Annotated in this window: 15 protein-coding genes and 2 pseudogenes; 9 read left to right on the top strand and 8 right to left on the bottom strand. The window is 48.0% G+C overall.

Annotated elements, in window-relative coordinates; translation table 11 throughout:
• The first annotated feature begins 24 nt into the window (after window positions 1-24).
• Window positions 25-1,104 (top strand): hypothetical protein, encoded by a 1,080-nt coding sequence (locus tag JCM15907_RS09575; RefSeq protein WP_025843624.1) that lies wholly within the window; start codon window positions 25-27, stop codon window positions 1,102-1,104.
• On the opposite strand, the gene JCM15907_RS12925 is transcribed toward JCM15907_RS09575, so the two are convergent.
• Window positions 1,080-1,460, bottom strand: coding sequence for a hypothetical protein (locus JCM15907_RS12925; RefSeq protein ID WP_148297518.1), 381 nt, complete (start codon window positions 1,458-1,460; stop codon window positions 1,080-1,082). The genes JCM15907_RS09575 and JCM15907_RS12925 overlap by 25 nt on opposite strands.
• Before the next feature lie 207 nt (window positions 1,461-1,667).
• Here JCM15907_RS12925 and JCM15907_RS09565 point away from each other — a divergent pair, with 207 nt between their 5' ends.
• From JCM15907_RS09565 to JCM15907_RS13750, 3 genes are read left to right on the top strand one after another with little or no spacing between them, the layout of a single operon-like run.
• Window positions 1,668-2,213, top strand: coding sequence for a hypothetical protein (locus JCM15907_RS09565; RefSeq protein WP_148297517.1), 546 nt, complete (start codon window positions 1,668-1,670; stop codon window positions 2,211-2,213).
• Between the two features lie 17 nt (window positions 2,214-2,230).
• Entirely contained in the window at window positions 2,231-2,722 is a 492-nt protein-coding gene (locus JCM15907_RS09560; protein WP_025843621.1) for a hypothetical protein, read from the top strand.
• A complete protein-coding gene (locus tag JCM15907_RS13750; protein WP_277907181.1) occupies window positions 2,722-2,850 on the top strand; it encodes a hypothetical protein in 129 nt (42 codons plus the stop codon). The genes JCM15907_RS09560 and JCM15907_RS13750 overlap by 1 nt, the downstream gene beginning before the upstream one ends.
• A gap of 150 nt (window positions 2,851-3,000) precedes the next feature.
• On the opposite strand, the gene JCM15907_RS09555 is transcribed toward JCM15907_RS13750, so the two are convergent.
• Window positions 3,001-4,950 carry an outer membrane beta-barrel protein gene (locus JCM15907_RS09555; protein ID WP_025843620.1) on the bottom strand — a complete coding sequence of 650 codons (1,950 nt, stop codon included), beginning with the start codon at window positions 4,948-4,950 and terminating at the stop codon, window positions 3,001-3,003.
• Between the two features lie 100 nt (window positions 4,951-5,050).
• Between JCM15907_RS09555 and JCM15907_RS12920 the strand changes: the two genes are divergently transcribed.
• Window positions 5,051-5,530 (top strand): hypothetical protein, encoded by a 480-nt coding sequence (locus tag JCM15907_RS12920; RefSeq protein WP_148297516.1) that lies wholly within the window; start codon window positions 5,051-5,053, stop codon window positions 5,528-5,530.
• On the opposite strand, the gene JCM15907_RS09545 is transcribed toward JCM15907_RS12920, so the two are convergent.
• The 5 genes from JCM15907_RS09545 to JCM15907_RS09525 all read right to left on the bottom strand — a co-directional run bounded on the left by JCM15907_RS09545 (window position 5,527) and on the right by JCM15907_RS09525 (window position 8,594).
• Window positions 5,527-5,781, bottom strand: coding sequence for a helix-turn-helix domain-containing protein (locus JCM15907_RS09545; RefSeq protein WP_025843618.1), 255 nt, complete (start codon window positions 5,779-5,781; stop codon window positions 5,527-5,529). The genes JCM15907_RS12920 and JCM15907_RS09545 overlap by 4 nt on opposite strands.
• A 155-nt stretch (window positions 5,782-5,936) precedes the next feature.
• Complete coding sequence (locus tag JCM15907_RS11795; protein WP_199897244.1) at window positions 5,937-7,166, bottom strand: type II toxin-antitoxin system HipA family toxin; 1,230 nt, start codon at window positions 7,164-7,166, stop codon at window positions 5,937-5,939.
• A 46-nt stretch (window positions 7,167-7,212) separates the two neighbouring features.
• Window positions 7,213-7,551 carry a helix-turn-helix domain-containing protein gene (locus JCM15907_RS09535; protein WP_025843617.1) on the bottom strand — a complete coding sequence of 113 codons (339 nt, stop codon included), beginning with the start codon at window positions 7,549-7,551 and terminating at the stop codon, window positions 7,213-7,215.
• Between the two features lie 66 nt (window positions 7,552-7,617).
• Window positions 7,618-7,752, bottom strand: a complete 135-nt coding sequence (locus JCM15907_RS13745; RefSeq protein ID WP_277907179.1) for a hypothetical protein — start codon at window positions 7,750-7,752, stop codon at window positions 7,618-7,620.
• A 50-nt stretch (window positions 7,753-7,802) separates the two neighbouring features.
• On the bottom strand, window positions 7,803-8,594 hold the full coding sequence (locus JCM15907_RS09525) for a hypothetical protein (protein ID WP_025843616.1): 792 nt from the start codon (window positions 8,592-8,594) through the stop codon (window positions 7,803-7,805).
• A gap of 576 nt (window positions 8,595-9,170) precedes the next feature.
• Here JCM15907_RS09525 and JCM15907_RS11790 point away from each other — a divergent pair.
• The 4 genes and pseudogenes from JCM15907_RS11790 to JCM15907_RS09500 all read left to right on the top strand — a co-directional run bounded on the left by JCM15907_RS11790 (window position 9,171) and on the right by JCM15907_RS09500 (window position 15,224).
• Window positions 9,171-11,580, top strand: a pseudogene (locus JCM15907_RS11790) (anaerobic ribonucleoside triphosphate reductase).
• A 111-nt stretch (window positions 11,581-11,691) separates the two neighbouring features.
• Window positions 11,692-12,204, top strand: coding sequence for an anaerobic ribonucleoside-triphosphate reductase activating protein (gene nrdG / locus JCM15907_RS09510; RefSeq protein WP_025843615.1), 513 nt, complete (start codon window positions 11,692-11,694; stop codon window positions 12,202-12,204).
• A 101-nt stretch (window positions 12,205-12,305) separates the two neighbouring features.
• Window positions 12,306-14,173, top strand: a pseudogene (locus JCM15907_RS11785) (2-oxoacid:acceptor oxidoreductase subunit alpha).
• A gap of 4 nt (window positions 14,174-14,177) precedes the next feature.
• Window positions 14,178-15,224, top strand: coding sequence for a 2-oxoacid:ferredoxin oxidoreductase subunit beta (locus JCM15907_RS09500; RefSeq protein ID WP_051522469.1), 1,047 nt, complete (start codon window positions 14,178-14,180; stop codon window positions 15,222-15,224).
• 549 nt (window positions 15,225-15,773) lie between these two features.
• Here the strand turns inward: JCM15907_RS09500 and JCM15907_RS14050 are convergent.
• Window positions 15,774-15,932: a T9SS type A sorting domain-containing protein gene (locus tag JCM15907_RS14050; RefSeq protein ID WP_502685358.1), complete on the bottom strand. Its 159-nt coding sequence runs from the start codon at window positions 15,930-15,932 to the stop codon at window positions 15,774-15,776.
• Window positions 15,933-15,941: the final 9 nt, after the last annotated feature.

Raw genomic sequence — 15,941 nt, 5'->3', positions numbered from 1 at the left:
TTAACGTATAATTGTAATATCGGTATGAGAAAATCAATTTTAGTAAGTTTGGCCGTACTGTTTGCGGCTATAGTAGCGATAGGATGTAAGCGCACTCCCAAAGAGTATGTCTACGATGTCTATGTAGTAGGAACAAAGACTATAACAGGAGGTGCGATTCATAACCCATTTGGAGCTGTGCTTTGGAAGAATGGTGAAGCTAGTGTGTTGGCGGATGGGGGTGCTTCTTCTGCGAGTGCTTCCTCTGTCTTTGTTTCTGGTAATGATGTCTATGTGGCGGGCATCGTGGGTAACGCCCCAATGGGAGAAGTAGCAGTTGCATCTTGGAAGAATGGAGAGCTTCAGGAACTAACAGATAGAGACTGCAACCGCATTGCTACTTCTCTTGCCGTGTCGGGCAGTGATGTTTACATCACGGGGTGTGCGTTCCCAGATTTGGATGCTCTTCGGGAAGGGGTTCTATGGAAAAATGGCAAACCCGAAGTGTTAACGAAACGTTTCAATGATGCTATCGCTAACTCCGTCTTTGTATCGGGTAGCGATGTCTACGTGGTAGGAAAAGAAGATGGGAAGGCTAAACTTTGGAAGAATGAAAAAGCCGAGGAGTTAAAGAATGGTGACGATGTTGTCGCTAACTCTGTTTTCGTATCGGGCAATGATGTTTACGTAGCAGGAAGCAGAAAGGATGGTGCCGACTGGGATGCTGTACTATGGCAAAATGATGAGCTTATGGAGTTGTCGGATGGAGCAGATAAAGCGTATGCTCAATCTGTCTTTGTATCGGGTAGCGATGTCTATGTAGTAGGTCGTGAAATTCGTGATGAAAAGAGTGTAGCAGTCCTTTGGACAAGGAAGGGAGGCTCGGACAGTTGGGAAGCTCGAGATTTGAGCGATGGTAAGAGATTAGCTGGGGCTACCTCTGTTTTTGTAATTGATAACCACGTTTACGTGGCAGGGTATGATCAAGATGAAGACTCGGGCAAGCTTTTGGCTATGCTTTGGACCAAGAAGGCAGGCTCCGACTCTTGGGAAGCTAAAAGGTTGACACATGGCAATGTGACGTGTACGGCCAACTCTGTCTATGTAGTCAAGCGTGCAAAGTAAATAGAATAGTGATGAGCCGAGGCGTGCGCCTCTGTGAGGGGGCATAGTCTCCGCTTCGATGGAGTTTCTTTTTTTGATAGTAAGGGGTTGCGCCGTGGGCGTAGCCCCTTTTTCAGTTTCGTGTCGATAAAGAGCCTTCTTTTTGATGGTGTGCCCTTATTTGATAGATGGATAGCTACTCCCTCTCCTTTGCCCTCTTTGGCGGTTTGTGCCGATGGGAATACTCTTTTCGGTAGATGGTTGCTTGCGCCTCTTTGCTCCCCTTTTGTCTCCTCTGAGGGTTGACTCTTGATCGCCACACGCTTTGGCAAGGCATGCACTCCGCTTGGGTCATCACCACGGAGGGTAAAGCACAATGAATTTGTAAATAAATGTTGCTTTCTTGCCGATAAAGTACTACATTTGCAGTAACAATAGTTTACAAAGCGTTGTAACGGTTGATAGTGTATTCGGAGTCTCACCGCCTTTTTTACCCCACTTTGGGAACGTAAAATTCAGACAAGACTTCGGAGTAAAGAGATGGGTAAATGGTTTTAATTAGTAATGTATAATTCAGTGTCAGTATGAGAAAGTCAAAGTTAGTATGTATTGCCTTCGCCTTTATGACAGTGCTGGCGATAAGTTGTAAGCGCACCCCCAAAGAGTATATCTACGATGCCTATGTGGTAGGCTCGGAGGTGGACGGCTCCTTTGGAAGGTCGATGCTTTGGGTAAATGGTACACCTACGAAGATCTTGGATAAGAATAGTGTGGCCAGCTCTGTATGTCTCTCGGGCAAGGACCTCTATGTCTCGGGGTATGAATACCGTAACGAGCATCTTATTGCCACTCTTTGGAAGAATGGAGAGAGGGAGGTATTGAACTCTTCGAGCGATAATTCCTTAGCCAGTTCGATATTCGTCTCGGGCAAGGATGTTTATGTGGCAGGAGGTATACGGCAACGCGACACGAAAAAATGGATCGCTGCGCTCTGGAAGAATGGCACGCCCCAAGTGCTTTCGGATAATCAGAGCGATGCTCGGTCTGTCTTTGTCTCGGGCAACAACGTCTACGTAGGGGGGAGGAGTTCGACGGTGGTACTGGAAAAAAATATCCAAAGGTTTGGCTAAATGGTAAAGCTACCAAGATGGAAAATAAGAAGGGATTTGCAGGTGTTAATGGGATCTATGTGGTAGGCGACGACCTCTATGCAGTGGGGCAGGAGAGAACAGATGGACCTGTCTTCATTGCTATGCTTTGGAAAAATGGCAAGGCAGAGAAAATAACGAATGCCTCCTCCGATGCGGAAGCCAATGCCGTTTTTGTCTCTGGTGATGATATTTATGTAGCTGGCTACAAAAAGCAGGGCGAAGACAAAGTGGCAGTCCTTTGGACTAAGAAAGGTGCCTCTGGCAGGTGGGAGACCAAGGAGTTGAGCATGGGAGCGGAATCTGATGAAGCGCACTCCCTCTTTGTGATTGATAACAACATCTATGTGGTGGGTCAAGAGGGTAAATTAGCTATGCTTTGGACCAAGAAAGCTGGCTCGAACTCTTGGGAGGCTAAGGAACTGACAAAGGGTATAACCGAGGCTTTTGCCCTCTCTGTTTATGTAGTCAAGCGTGCAAAGAAGTCGTAATGTGCCGAAGGCGTGCACCCTCCGACGAGAGGGGGAGATTCGTTTACAGAGTGGGTGAACCGATACCCGAGTGTGTAGCGCCTCGTGTGCCCTCCGTAGTGGAAGGTGCACTGCCCACGCTCGGATAGGTGATTTCTTTTTTGATAGCAAGGGGTTGCGCCGTGGGCGTAGCCCCTTTTCTTGGTTTTTGGGGGAATGAGGGGTTGCCTTACTCTAAAGTCTTGATTCTTGACTATCGGTATAGCGTATAGAAATGTGGCGTAGGAGGGCTGGGTCGATTAGAGGCGTCGTTCGAGGGGGTTCTCTTCGTCGATTAGAGGCTCGGGGCTTTCGGTTGCCTTGCCGAAGTGGTACGACAGTTTGCACCAAACGGCACGACTTTGGGTCTTGGACTCGAAAAGGTATTCCAAGTGGGGCAGGCGATGGGTAATACTGGTGTCGGACGTGTTAAAAAGATCGGTAATACCTACCTGCAACGAGAGTCGATTGTCCCACAGCGAACGACTATACGAGAGATTCGTCTCGAAACCTCCCTCCTGAAAAGCGTGCCCGTAGATGCGAGGCGTTTCAAAGTCCACATCCACGGCAAAGGCGCCAACTCCCTGCCATACCAATAGATTATTCCACGAAATCATAGCCCCGAAAAGCGCCTTGCGGTGCAGACTGTTCGGGATGTTGGTATAGTTCCCCATGAGGTAGAGGTTCGTCTGCCACCACGATAAAATAGCCCCACTGAAGCTGTAATCCAGTGTTAGGGCGTGTACCTTAGTATGGTTGTAATGGGTGTGGTAGACCTCCTCTTCAAAGAGATTGAAATATTCGGTTATTGCCTTGGGGGTATGCCGATATTGGAGCGAAGCGGTATGCCCGCCATAGGTTGCCGAGAGGGTAACGAGGTCGCTCGCCTCTGCTCTCAGATGCGGATTGCCCAGCTCGAAGAGTCGTTCACTCTGACGAGAAGTGTAGCCATTCATCAGTATAAAAGGAGGGCGGTAGAGACTCCTTTCGTAGGCAATGGCGTAGGAAAATTGCTCCCCTACTCGATGCGAGAAGCGGAGCGAGGGCAACCCCTCTAAGTAGCTATACGTTACACGCTCTGAAGGGAGAGGATAGGGCAAATGAATCCATGAGGAGGTTAGCCCATGCTGGGAATGGTATGGAGCAGTCGGGAACGGCACTAAGGGGAGTCGGTTGCTCCCCTCTGAGAGAGTCATACTCCCCCTAAGGGTGAGTTGTAGTAGGAGGCGGTTGCCCCATGCTTTAGCCCCTCCGATGTAGAGGTCGGCAGTGCGCTCACGAAAGAGCCAGTGTTGTGTCGGTATAGAGGGTAGAGTCGGGGTATTGTTCACGAAGTATTGGCTGGTGCGTCTGCTCTCGGCATACTGACCGCCAAAGTTGATTTGCCAGCCTTCTTCCCAATTTTTGCATCCATTAAGTTGTGCGCTCCAATTATGCCCTTGGGTCTGGGTGGTGTACCATTCGTTGAGGTGCTTCGGGGGCATTGCAGAGAGCAGGTCGGCGGTGAGGCGATGGGCGAGGTGGCTCTTTTTGCCATTCAGTGAGACTAAGGCTTTGACGAAGCTCTCCCGAGCATCGAGCGCCCATCGGTAGTAGCCTGCGAGGCTGTAAAAGTGCGAGTTTCGCTCGTGTTTTTGTTGCCCTCTGCCCGTAGAGGGAATTTCTCCCTTGGGGTGTAGGTGCAGTACACTCTCGATGAGGTCGGGGCGAGGTGCATCGTATATACCGTTGATGTCCAGTCCGAAAGTGTGTCGGGGAAGCAGTGAGGCAACGCCCCCTATGCGGTAACTATGCTGCCCGATGTGTGTTATTTGTTCGCTTTGGCTTTGATATTCATTTCCGTTGTGGAGGTATCGTAAGGTGTTTTCACTCTCTTGTTTACCTCGTCCACGCAGGTAGGTGTAGTGGCTGTAAATGTGCCACGTGGGGGCACCTATCGAGAGGTGTAGCGCAGGAGTAAGTGTGTAGTAGCCCCTCTCAGGAGTGGAGAGGTAGAGGTCGGCACTTCCTTTGACACCGTGTGGAGCAGGGCGAGTAGTAATGTGCAGGATGCCATTGGCAGAAGTGTTTCCACCGTGGTGAGGGGAGGGCGAGGGGTCGATGTCAATGCGTTCTACGTGAGAGGCTTTGATAGTGCGCAGATAGAGGGTTATCTCCTCGGGGAGGAGTAGTTTTTGGTCGATGTAGAGTTGGAGAGGCTCACCCCCCAAGAGGGGAATGCCTTGAGGCGAAAGGGTGATGCGAGGCAGATAGCGCAGTAGGTCAAGGAGTGTTGCATCGGCTAAGTCTGGGGTTAGTCGGGGGCGTGCTATGGTGCGAGTGCCCTGCTGTTCGAGGCTGAAGAATGCTCCTCACGCCTCTCGGCGCTTTGCTTCGGCTGATGCGTGGTTGTCTCGGCGGTGGATTGTGCGGTTAGATGCTCCGCTCCGCTCGCCTTCCTCGGTTGATGCGTGCTTGTCTCATCGGTGGATTGTGCGGTTAGATGCTCCGTTCCGCTCGCTTGCCTTGGCTGATGCGTGGTTGCCTCGGCGGTGGATTGTGCGGTTAGATGCTCCGCTCCGCTCGCTTGCCTTGGCTGATGCGTGGTTGTCTCGGCGGCATATTGCTCGGTGGGGAGCTCCTCCTTTTTTCCTTGGAGGGCGAAGAGGGGAGAACGCTCCACAGTGCGGGAAAAGCGAGGGGTATTGGGTAACGTGTCAAAGGACAGACCCTTTTGCGCAAAAGGGTCCGTGCAAAGTGCCGAAACCCTCCGTGCAAACTCCGCTTGGGCATATAGGTTGGTGCCGTTAAGTATAATTGTTAGGGCAATCCACGCCCACCCCTTTCGCTTCATACGCTTTTTTGTTCTTTTGATTTATCTGTTTCGAGATGTTCGCTTGGTTGCTTTCCTCTCCTTGCTCTACACCCGCCATGCTACTAACGGCTACCTCTGCTCGCTTTGCTAACTCTTTTTGAGTGATGTTTTGCTCCAAGCATTTTTGAGGCAGTCGCTCGCCTATTTTCAAGACAAGATCTTTATCTGTGAGTATGTGCCAGTTCATTATATAACTATTGAGAAAGCATTTATTACAAGCTAAATATAACCCTAATTATTGGAAAGGCAATAGTTATCGGTTGGGCGATATGGATTGTTTCCTCCACCGAGAGGATAGAGGGCGTGTCGTTGTGCTTCTCCCCCCGCCTCAGCGTAGGATTTTTATATTGAAGAGTAGAGCAACGTTTGTTCGATTTTCTCGATACTCTCTTTCGGTACATCGTGCTCTGTTGCCAACCTTTGCCATGAAGAGACAGCCTCAGCAATGGCTTCTATAATCTTCTCAGGCGATTGGATGTGCATCTTACTTGCCACGGTTAGTAAGTCTGCTCTTGTGATGTGCTCCCACTTGTTGTTGATGGACATTTGATGACGAGCGGTCCATTGTCCCTCTGGATTGTATGCCCACGACATATCATAAGCTGGAGACAGACGCCATTCCCCAGAGGTGTCCATAATGAAAGATATATTTTTGGTATGGTCGTCTTGGTTGCGAGCGATAACGTTAAATACCATACGCCGATACATCTGCTCGGCATCGGGATAGGGTAGTCGAAGTTCTCGCATCACTTGGAAAGCCTGTTCGTACGAATAGGCAAGAGGCATCTTATAGTCGTAATGGGCTATACCGCACAGCGTTTGCGTATGTAGCTTTTTGTTGCCTCCAATGCGGTCGAAGCGTCGAGTCATAAAGTGAGAGCGTCCCTGCTCTTCCTTGAGTCGGCACTCCATCATGTCGATTCCTGCTTCACGTGCCAAAAGGTAGTAGACGTATTCAATTTTCCCGTAGTGCTGAGGATCGCCCAACATAGCATTGTTTACGCCATCCAATTTTAGGAGCCAGTGGTCGAATCCTTCGGGGGCATCGACTTGTCCCGAACGTACCTCTCCCGTATTTTCATTGTAGGCAATTACTGCTTTTGCCCTCATCCCCCCAGCAGAAGTTCCTACTTTTATGATGTCGATAAGAGCCTTTTGACTATCCTCCTGAAGATTGGTGCTAAAAGAGTTCCTATTGTTTAATATCTCTGCGGCTACTTTGACGAGTGCCTCTAACTCTACCGTAGAGGATTGCTCTAAAAGGGTATCTTCTGCAGGCTCAAATTCAAGCGCCCCCATAGAACGTTTGCCCTGATAGCAGAGGCGTTCAAGAGGGTTAGCCATAGTTCTGCCCTGCGATGCTAACCATCGGTCCAACAAAGCCTTTCCGTAAGAGTCTGGCAGGGCATCGGCAAATAACCCTGGAAGTCCCATAAAGGTCTCTTTGGAAAGTTCTGGAAAGGAATAGATACTCTGCCTTGCGATAGGCATCCGTATGGGAGACAGATCCCACCCCTTGCTCTTAAAAGTAGAGTCATATTCAAAGGAGGCTACTTGCTTGACATCATCCAATATAATGCCCCCGCATATATGCCTCCTATCAATACTTTTACAATTCTTACCATCCGACGTTATCCTTTTCTTTTTTTATTTTCCCTCCCGATGCCCGATGTCGAGGTTTTTCGCCCTCCAGCATCCGTGCATAAGCGATGGGGCTAATCTCGGGCTCTTGTAGGAAAGGTTCGAGCAAATGAAGGGCTTGCAGTGCTCGGAGGAGGGCAACAAGGGTTAGTAAAGAGATGCTCTTGCCTTGCTCTACACTCGCCACACTGCTAACGGCTACCCCTGCCCGCTCTGCCAACTCTTTTTGAGTGATGTTTTGCTCCAAGCGTTTTTGGCGCAGTCGCTCGCCTATTTTTGAGACGAGTGCTTTGTCTGTGAGTACGTACCAATTCATTATATAACTACTGAAAAAGCAATTATTACGAACCAAATATAGCTATAATCATTGGAAAAGCAATAGTTATCGCTTGGGGTGAGATGGAGTTGTTTCCTCTACCGAGAGGGTGGGGCGAGGAAGGTGAGATGGAGTTGTTTCCTCTACCGAGAGGGTGGGGCGAGGGGTGTATAGACTCTCCAAAAAAAAGCCCTCTACCATTGGGGTAAAGGGCTTTGTTAAACGGTTGTCTCAGATTTTATCGAGAGGAGCTACGCCTGCTTGTGTGGCTCCATCTTTAGGCGGATGGTGCGCTTCAGTGTTTTACGCGCTGTGTCGGACCTCAACTTATCCACCAAGTGGAAGGTGAATGTGAATGTTAGCTCCTTGCCCTTTTCCAACTTTGCTGTTGGCTTGGGGATTTTGAAGTCAAATCTTGAATCATAGAGACGTCTTTGTTTCCACGCATCAGCATCGTCTCCCTTGATTTTATGCTTTTGCATAGGAAGGGAGGCTTTTCCTTGAGGTTGAAAGTTGTTTTGTATATACTCTTCGAAAGAATCGACAATGAACATTGATAGGGGAGTAAGGTCTTTGCCCACGGGATAGGCTTCGCCAAAGGCGTAGTTGGAGGTAATCTCCACTTTTTCCACCTTTGCCATACAGAGGTCTATGTCTTTGGCGCAATAGACTTCATAAATTCTGTCCAAACTTGAGCGCCTTTTCTTATAACCTGTTACATCAAAATTTTTGAGGTAGTTGGGATGGTTATCATGTACATCACGCAATACAAAACAAAGCTTTACAGATACATTGTCTCTGTTTTCATCGGGATTGTAGCGAATAGTGAGTGTATCGCCTTGGGTTAAAGCATCTTTTTCAGCTTCTGTAATAGGGAGGAAATAACCCCGATTGCTTTCGAGAGCAATTAACCCCTCGGCGAAGCCTACCTTGCCAAAAATTTCATAGGTATTGGCTACTGTTGTCCTACGTTCCCAAAGATTACATGATGTTGCGCTCCATAGTAGTAGAAGTAAAAGAGTTGTTTTGGTGATTGTTTTCATCTGCTTTTGTCTTTGTGTGTGTTAGTGTTTGTATTGGGTTCAAAGAGTAAAAGATACTTTTGGGTGGGAAAGCAATAAACTCTTGTCAACCGTGCGGTGAAGATAAGAAAAGTTTTTAAATCTTAAAAGGGTGGCTGGTATTGTGCCCAACCTTTGTCGCTTGTCAAACGAGGCTTTGTTGGGCGAGGGCGAGCCTCTTCTGTGCCCTTATGGGAGCGGGCAGAGGAGGTGATATTACTTGTAGGTATTTTATTGATTTTTCTCTCTTTTTTTGTGGAGGTGAGTTTAACATATTTCTCTCTTTAAGATGCTGTTTTATTGGTTGTTAGTTCTGCTCTAAGGTGTCCCTTTGCCTCTCCTCGCAACGAATAGGTAGCCTTGACAGATGTTAGATATTTTCTTACATTTGCCTTGTAGTTTTTTCCACAAAAATGTAACCCCTTGGGCTATACCCTTTTGTGGCATTTTGAATAAATTTTTGATATTTGCAGTGCCTCTGCCTTGGTGGGGGATTTTTCGAAGGAGGGATTTTATCCCCTCTCTCGGATATTATTAGAACAATTAAAAAGCCTCTCTATGGATTCTACTCGTGAGCAATTATTCATCCTAAAAAGGGATGGTAGCAAACAGCCTTTCGAGGCTGAAAAAATACGTTCTGCCATCATCAAAGCCTATCGTGCAGGGGGAGTCAATCCCGACCCTGCCAAGATTTCTAACATAGTGGCGATTATCGAAAACGCCGTGCAAGCCAACGACCAACGGATATTGGCAGTGGAGGATATTCAAGATATGGTCGAGCGAGAGCTTATGGCGGTAGACCCTTTTATTGCCAAGAAATACATTATTTATAGAGAGTGGCGTACCGTAGAGCGCGATAAACGTACCCGTTTGAAGCATACTATGGATGGTATCGTAACCATCGAAAAGAACGATACCAATTTGAGCAATGCCAATATGAGTGCCTACACGCCCTCTGGTCAGATGATGACCTTCGCCTCGGAGGTTACCAAAGACTATGCCCGCAAGTACCTGCTCTCCAACATCTACTCTCGTGCGCATGAGTCGGGCGATATTCACATTCACGATTTGGACTATTATCCCACCAAGACCTCCACTTGTGTGCAGTACGATTTGGAAGACCTCTACGAACGAGGTTTCTTTACCAAAAATGGTAGCGTGCGCACACCACAGAGCATACAGTCGTACGCTACGTTGGCGACGATTGTTTTCCAGACCAATCAGAATGAACAGCATGGTGGTCAAGCCATCCCTGCGTTTGACTTTTTTATGGCACCCGGGGTGCGTAAAACGTTCCTCAAACGGCTCACTACTACGCTGAATTATTCACTCCGTTTGGTGGCTACCGATAGCAAAGAGACTATTACCGAGGAGGCATTGGGGGCGAAACTTCGAGAGCTTGCACCTCGCTTGACCGATGCACCCGAAGAGGCGGAGCGTCTCTATGAGGGGTTGAAGGAGTTTGCCCCTATTCTTACGTCCGAGATGGTACGCTTGGCTCTGAGCGAATCTTTCCGCTTGACCCGCAAGGATACGCACCAAGCTATGGAAGGCTTTATACACAACCTGAATACGATGCACTCCCGTGGCGGTAATCAGGTGGTGTTTAGTTCTATTAACTATGGTACCGATACCAGCGAAGAGGGGCGCATGGTGATTCGTGAGTTGCTCTCCTCTACCGTAGAGGGGTTGGGACACGGCGAAGTACCTATCTTCCCTATTCAAATCTTTAAGGTAAAGGACGGAATCAACTATTCCGAAGAAGATATCAAGCTGGCGATGGCGGATTTCGACAAGGCTTTGGCTGGGAAGCTCAAGTTTAAGACACCCAACTTTGACCTCCTTTTGGAATCTTGCTATACAAGTGCTAAGGCACTCTTCCCGAACTTTGTTTTCTTAGATACCGAGTTCAACAAAAATGAGCTTTGGAAAGCCGACGACCCCAAACGTTACCTTTACGAGTTAGCGACTATGGGCTGTCGTACCCGTGTGTACGAAAATGTGCGGGGCGAGAGGTCGTCCGTAGGTAGAGGTAACCTTTCCTTTACCTCTATCAATATGCCTCGCTTGGCTATCGAGGCACGCCGAGAGGCAGAAGAGCTTTTCCCCGATGGCGATAAGCACACCATTCGCAGGGAGGCTCGCAGACGCTTTTTAGATGGCGTGCGACGTATGTCGGAGTTGGTGGCAGATCAGTTGTACGAGCGTTATTGCTACCAACGCACCGCTCTGGCTCGTCAATATCCCTTTATGATGGGCAATAATGTTTGGAAAGGTGGCTCCTCTTTGGCATTGGACGAACCTGTGGGCGATGTGATTGCCTCTGGTACGCTGGGTATCGGCTTCATCGGAGGGCACAATGCTCTTGTGGCGATTTATGGCGAGGGGCATGCGCACAATCAAGAGGCATGGCAGACGCTCTACGATGCAATTCAGGTGATGAATGGTGTAGTGGAAGACTACAAGCGCAAGTATCACCTCAACTATTCGGTCTTGGCAACTCCAGCGAGGGGCTTTCGGGACGTTTTACCCGTCTGGACCGCAAGCGTTATGGTATTATTCCTGGAGTGAATGATTTGGATTATTACGTCAATTCATTCCATATAGATGTGCGTGATCAAGTAACCATAGCCGAGAAGATTCATTTAGAAGCTCCTTTCCATGCTATTACGAAGGGGGGCATATTACCTATGTAGAGTTGGATGGAGAGGCTAAGAAGAACCCAGCCGTACTGCTCAAAATAGTCAAGATGATGCACGATGAAGGCATTGGCTACGGCTCTATCAATCACCCCGTAGATACCTGTCGTCATTGTGGTTATAAGGGAGTTATCTTCGATAAGTGCCCTGTGTGTAGTAGCGACAAAATAGCTCGCTTGCGACGCATTACGGGTTACTTGACAGGTAGTTTGGAGTGTTGGAATAGTGCCAAGCAGGCAGAAGAGCATGACCGTGTGAAGCACCACTAACGCTCCCTATCGAGCCAATTATACATACCGTGCAAGGGTCTCTCGTAGATGACTGTTGCACGGTATTGCACAACAGTCTCCTCTCGGAGGCTTTTTTATCTTTGTCGTAAGATGCATCTTTTATATAGGTATCAAGAGACCATAATGGATGGGCCGGGACTGCGCTATAGTATCTACTTAGCGGGGTGTTCGCACCATTGTCCGGGATGTCATAACCCCACGAGCCACGACCCTATGGCGGGTATCGAATTTACCGAAGAGGTGCTCCGAGACATCATTGCCGAGATAAATAGTAACCCTCTTTTGGACGGCATTACCCTCTCTGGTGGAGACCCTTTTTTCAATCCTGCCGAGCTTACGCAGTTGCTCCGCCGTTTGCGTGCCGAGACCACATTACCTATACTTTGTTACACGGGCTACACGCTCGAAGAATTACTTGCACGAGAGGAGTGCCGAGAGGCATTGACCCTGATAGATACGCTCATTGATGGGCGTTTTGTACGCGAGCTTTATGACCCAAATTTGGCGTTCCGAGGGAGTCGTAATCAGCGGATTATTCATCTTTCTGATGAAAAATACCAATTAATTGTAAGAAAGGGTCTATCTTTGCCGAAGAAAAATTGAGGACGTACATCAAACGTAATTAGATAGATATAAAAAGAGGGCTAAAAGCCTCTCTTACAAATACACAATACGCAAATCATTTTTTAAGTTCAACGTTAATCATGAAGGAATCCAAAGATGTAAGACGTCTTGAGGAGGTTGTTATCAGATTTTCTGGAGACTCCGGAGATGGAATGCAGCTGACTGGGACCATCTTTTCGGACCTATCGGCCGTTTATGGTAACTCTATTGCCACTTTCCCCGACTACCCGGCCGAAATTAGAGCACCACAAGGTACCCTTGGAGGAGTGTCGGGTTTTCAAGTTCATATCGGTACTAACCCTGTGTACACACCGGGAGACTTTGCCGATGTACTTGTAGCAATGAACCCCGCCGCTCTTAAAGTAAACTTGCCTCACATCCGTAAAGACTCTCTAATCATTATCGATACCGATTCGTTTGGAGAGAAAGACCTTGAGAAGGCAGAGTTCAAAACCTTAGACCCAATCGCAGAGCTGGGACTCAATGCCGACCGCGTGGTAGCGGCAGCGATTTCTTCTATGGTAAAAGAGTCTCTCCAAGAATTGCAGCTCGACAATAAGGCTGCCTTGCGTTGCAAGAATATGTTTGCCTTAGGTTTGGTGTGCTGGCTCTTTGACCGCACTCTCGACCATGCTCAAGACTTCATCAACAAGAAGTTTAGCAAGAAAGAGGTTATCCGTCAAGCCAACATCAAGGCTCTCAATGATGGGTACAACTATGGAGCGAATACGCATGCCCATGCAGGTACTCCTTTCGAAATGCCTTATCGTGTAGAGGGTCAGAAGCAAGAACCCGGTCTCTACATGGATATGAGCGGTAATAAGGCTACTGCTTTGGGGCTTATAGCCGCTTCTGAGCGTTCGGGCTTACCTCTTTTCTTGGGTAGCTACCTATTACCCCTGCAACAGATATTCTTCATGAATTATCAAAACATAAATCTTTGGGTGTCAAAACTGTACAGGCAGAAGATGAGATAGCAGGTATCTGTACCGCTATCGGTGCTTCTTTTGCGGGTAACTTGGCGGTAACCACTACTTCAGGGCCTGGTATCGCTCTCAAGGGCGAGGCATTGGGCTTGGCTGTGATGGCAGAGCTTCCTTTGGTTATTGTAGACGTTCAGCGTGGTGGTCCCTCTACGGGTATGCCTACCAAGAGTGAACAAACGGACCTCTTGCAAGCGCTCTACGGTCGTAATGGTGAGTCGCCTTTGGTGGTTCTCTCTGCTCAATCGGCTGGCGACTGTTTCCATCAGGCATACTGGGCAGCTAAGATTGCTTTGGAGCATATGACGCCTGTTATCCTCTTGACCGATGCTTATATTGCCAATGGTTCTATGGCATGGCGCATCCCTGAGTACGAAAAGTTCCCTGAGATTAAGCCGAACTATGTAACCAATTACAAGAGCGAAGAGCCTTGGAAGCCTTATCGCCGTAATATGGATAACTTGGTGCGCTATTGGGCTATCCCCGGTATGGAAGGATTCCAACACCGTTTGGGTGGTTTGGAAAAAGACCACAAAACCAGTGCCATCAGCACCAACCCTGACAACCATCAATTGATGGTAGGTTATCGTCAGGCTAAGATTGAGGCTATCTCTCGTGTTATCCCTCCTCTCAAAGTAGAGGGCGATGAAGATGCAGACTTGCTCATCGTAGGTTGGGGTGGTACGTATGGGCATCTCTTCGAAGCCATGCAACGTATGCGTAAAGAGGGTCGTAAGGTAGCTCATGCTCACTTTAGCTTTATCAATCCGCTTCCTGCCAACACCAAAGAGGTGCTTATGAAGTACAAAAAGGTAGTGGTAGCAGAGCAAAACTTGGGTCAGTTGGCATTCTATCTTCGTGGTAGCATCCCTGGCTTCCAACCTTTGCAGTTCAATCGTGTTAAGGGACAACCCTTCAATGTGGGTCGTTTAGTAGAAGAATTTACCAAAATGATGGAGGCTTAAGAGTATGGCACAAGTAGATCAAAATACTCCTCTTACGTACACTCCAGTTGTGTACACGGCGAAAGATTTTAAGAGCGACCAGTACGTACGTTGGTGTCCCGGTTGTGGAGACCACGGTGTGGTAATGGCGTTGCAAAAAGCGATGGCAGAGTTGGGGCTCAAACCCCATGAAACAGCCGTTATCTCAGGTATCGGATGCTCTTCTCGTCTGCCTTACTATATGAATACCTATGGCTTCCATACCATTCATGGTCGTGGTGCTGCCATTGCAACAGGTGTTAAGACTGCCCGTCCTGATTTGAGCGTATGGCTCGCCAGTGGCGATGGAGACAGCTTGGCTATCGGGGGTAACCACTTTATTCACGCTTTGCGTCGTAACATTGACATCAACATCTTGCTCTTCAACAACCGTATCTATGGTTTGACCAAGGGGCAGTACTCTCCAACATCTCCTCGCGGATTTGTGTCTAAGAGTTCTCCTTATGGTACGGTAGAAGATCCATTCATTCCTGCCGAACTCGTATTCGGTGCTCGTGGACGCTTCTTCGCTCGTAGTTTAGATGTAGATCAACCTACGCTTGTTAATTGCTTAAAGGCAGGAGCGCGTCATAAAGGGGCTGCTGTAACCGAAATCTTGGTAAACTGTGTCATCTTTAACGATGGTACACACAAGCACCTCGCCAACAAAGAGGCGCGTGCCGATAAAACCATCCTTTTGGAGCATGGCAAGCGCATGATCTTCGGTAAGAACCTCAATAAGGGTATTGTACAAGATGGTTTCCAGCTCAAGGCAGTAACCATCGGCGAAGATGGCTATAAGTTGGAAGATGTATTGATACACGATGCACACACACCCAACGCCACATTGCATACGATGTTGGCGATGATGGATGGCGAAGAACTACCTATGGCAATGGGAGTTATCCGTGATGTGCAAGAGCCTTCTTACGATGAGTCGGTAGAGCAGCAGATTACAGAAGTACAAGCTACCAACTCTACCCGCACGCTCCGTGAGCTATTCCTCAAGAGCGACATTTGGGAAGTGAAGTAGGCATCTTTATGCTTTAGTAGAAAGACTCACAGTCTCTACGATATAAATACAACGAATCTATTTGGCACCTCGGCTCTTTGGGTCGGGGTGCTTTCTTTTGTTAGGGATGTGTTTCTTTTGTCTTGCTCTTTTGTTTTTCTGAGGGCATTTGGGGAGGCTTTCTCCTTTGTTGATTGTCCTCCCTCCCTTAAATGCTTTGAGCAAAATATAGCACATGTTCTGCACTCTGAGTATAGACGCATAGCCACTACCCATACATTTTCGATATTTAGTTTGACTTATATCCTTCTTGTACGCTCGTATCATTGTGCGTTTCAAGCTCTTGTTACTCACCTTTGGACATAGCTGTTAAATCTGCTCTGCTTTACGCCTCTCCTAATCATTCCCTACTCTCTGCGGCATATCGTAAAAGAGCGTTACATCGGACTTTTTGAAATCCGTGCAATGGCCTCTTCCTAAAATAGAAAGGGCTATGACAGAGGATATCTCGGTCACAGCCCTTTATTCTAAGGAAATGGCAAGTATGCCTAACTCTTTACTTTAGCACCACTATTTGGCTTTCGTTGCTACTTGTAGTAGGTAAGTATCTCGTTGTAGAGACGATACATCTACTCTGCTACTATTGTTTAAGTGAGCAACCAAAATTAGACGACCATCGAGAGAGAGTAAGCGAACTTCAGAGCCTTCGGATATCCCCTCTACCTTGATATAGTCGGT

The organism is Porphyromonas gingivicanis JCM 15907, from assembly GCF_000614585.1.
Classification (GTDB): Bacteria; Bacteroidota; Bacteroidia; order Bacteroidales; family Porphyromonadaceae; genus Porphyromonas; species Porphyromonas gingivicanis.
This window is presented reverse-complemented; position numbering and strand designations above follow the sequence as displayed.

What these genes read in the sequence shown, in the direction of transcription:
- JCM15907_RS09565 (WP_148297517.1), top strand. Translation starts at nt 1,668, where the DNA reads ATGAGAAAGTCAAAGTTAGTATGTATTGCCTTCGCCTTTATGACAGTG.
- JCM15907_RS09560 (WP_025843621.1), top strand. Translation starts at nt 2,231, where the DNA reads ATGGAAAATAAGAAGGGATTTGCAGGTGTTAATGGGATCTATGTGGTA.
- JCM15907_RS13750 (WP_277907181.1), top strand. Translation starts at nt 2,722, where the DNA reads ATGTGCCGAAGGCGTGCACCCTCCGACGAGAGGGGGAGATTCGTTTAC.
- JCM15907_RS12920 (WP_148297516.1), top strand. Translation starts at nt 5,051, where the DNA reads ATGGTGCGAGTGCCCTGCTGTTCGAGGCTGAAGAATGCTCCTCACGCC.
- JCM15907_RS09575 (WP_025843624.1), top strand. Translation starts at nt 25, where the DNA reads ATGAGAAAATCAATTTTAGTAAGTTTGGCCGTACTGTTTGCGGCTATA.
- JCM15907_RS13745 (WP_277907179.1), bottom strand. Translation starts at nt 7,752, where the DNA reads ATGGTAGAGGGCTTTTTTTTGGAGAGTCTATACACCCCTCGCCCCACC.
- JCM15907_RS09545 (WP_025843618.1), bottom strand. Translation starts at nt 5,781, where the DNA reads ATGAACTGGCACATACTCACAGATAAAGATCTTGTCTTGAAAATAGGC.
- nrdG (WP_025843615.1), top strand. Translation starts at nt 11,692, where the DNA reads ATGCATCTTTTATATAGGTATCAAGAGACCATAATGGATGGGCCGGGA.
- JCM15907_RS09525 (WP_025843616.1), bottom strand. Translation starts at nt 8,594, where the DNA reads ATGAAAACAATCACCAAAACAACTCTTTTACTTCTACTACTATGGAGC.
- JCM15907_RS09535 (WP_025843617.1), bottom strand. Translation starts at nt 7,551, where the DNA reads ATGAATTGGTACGTACTCACAGACAAAGCACTCGTCTCAAAAATAGGC.
- JCM15907_RS09500 (WP_051522469.1), top strand. Translation starts at nt 14,178, where the DNA reads ATGGCACAAGTAGATCAAAATACTCCTCTTACGTACACTCCAGTTGTG.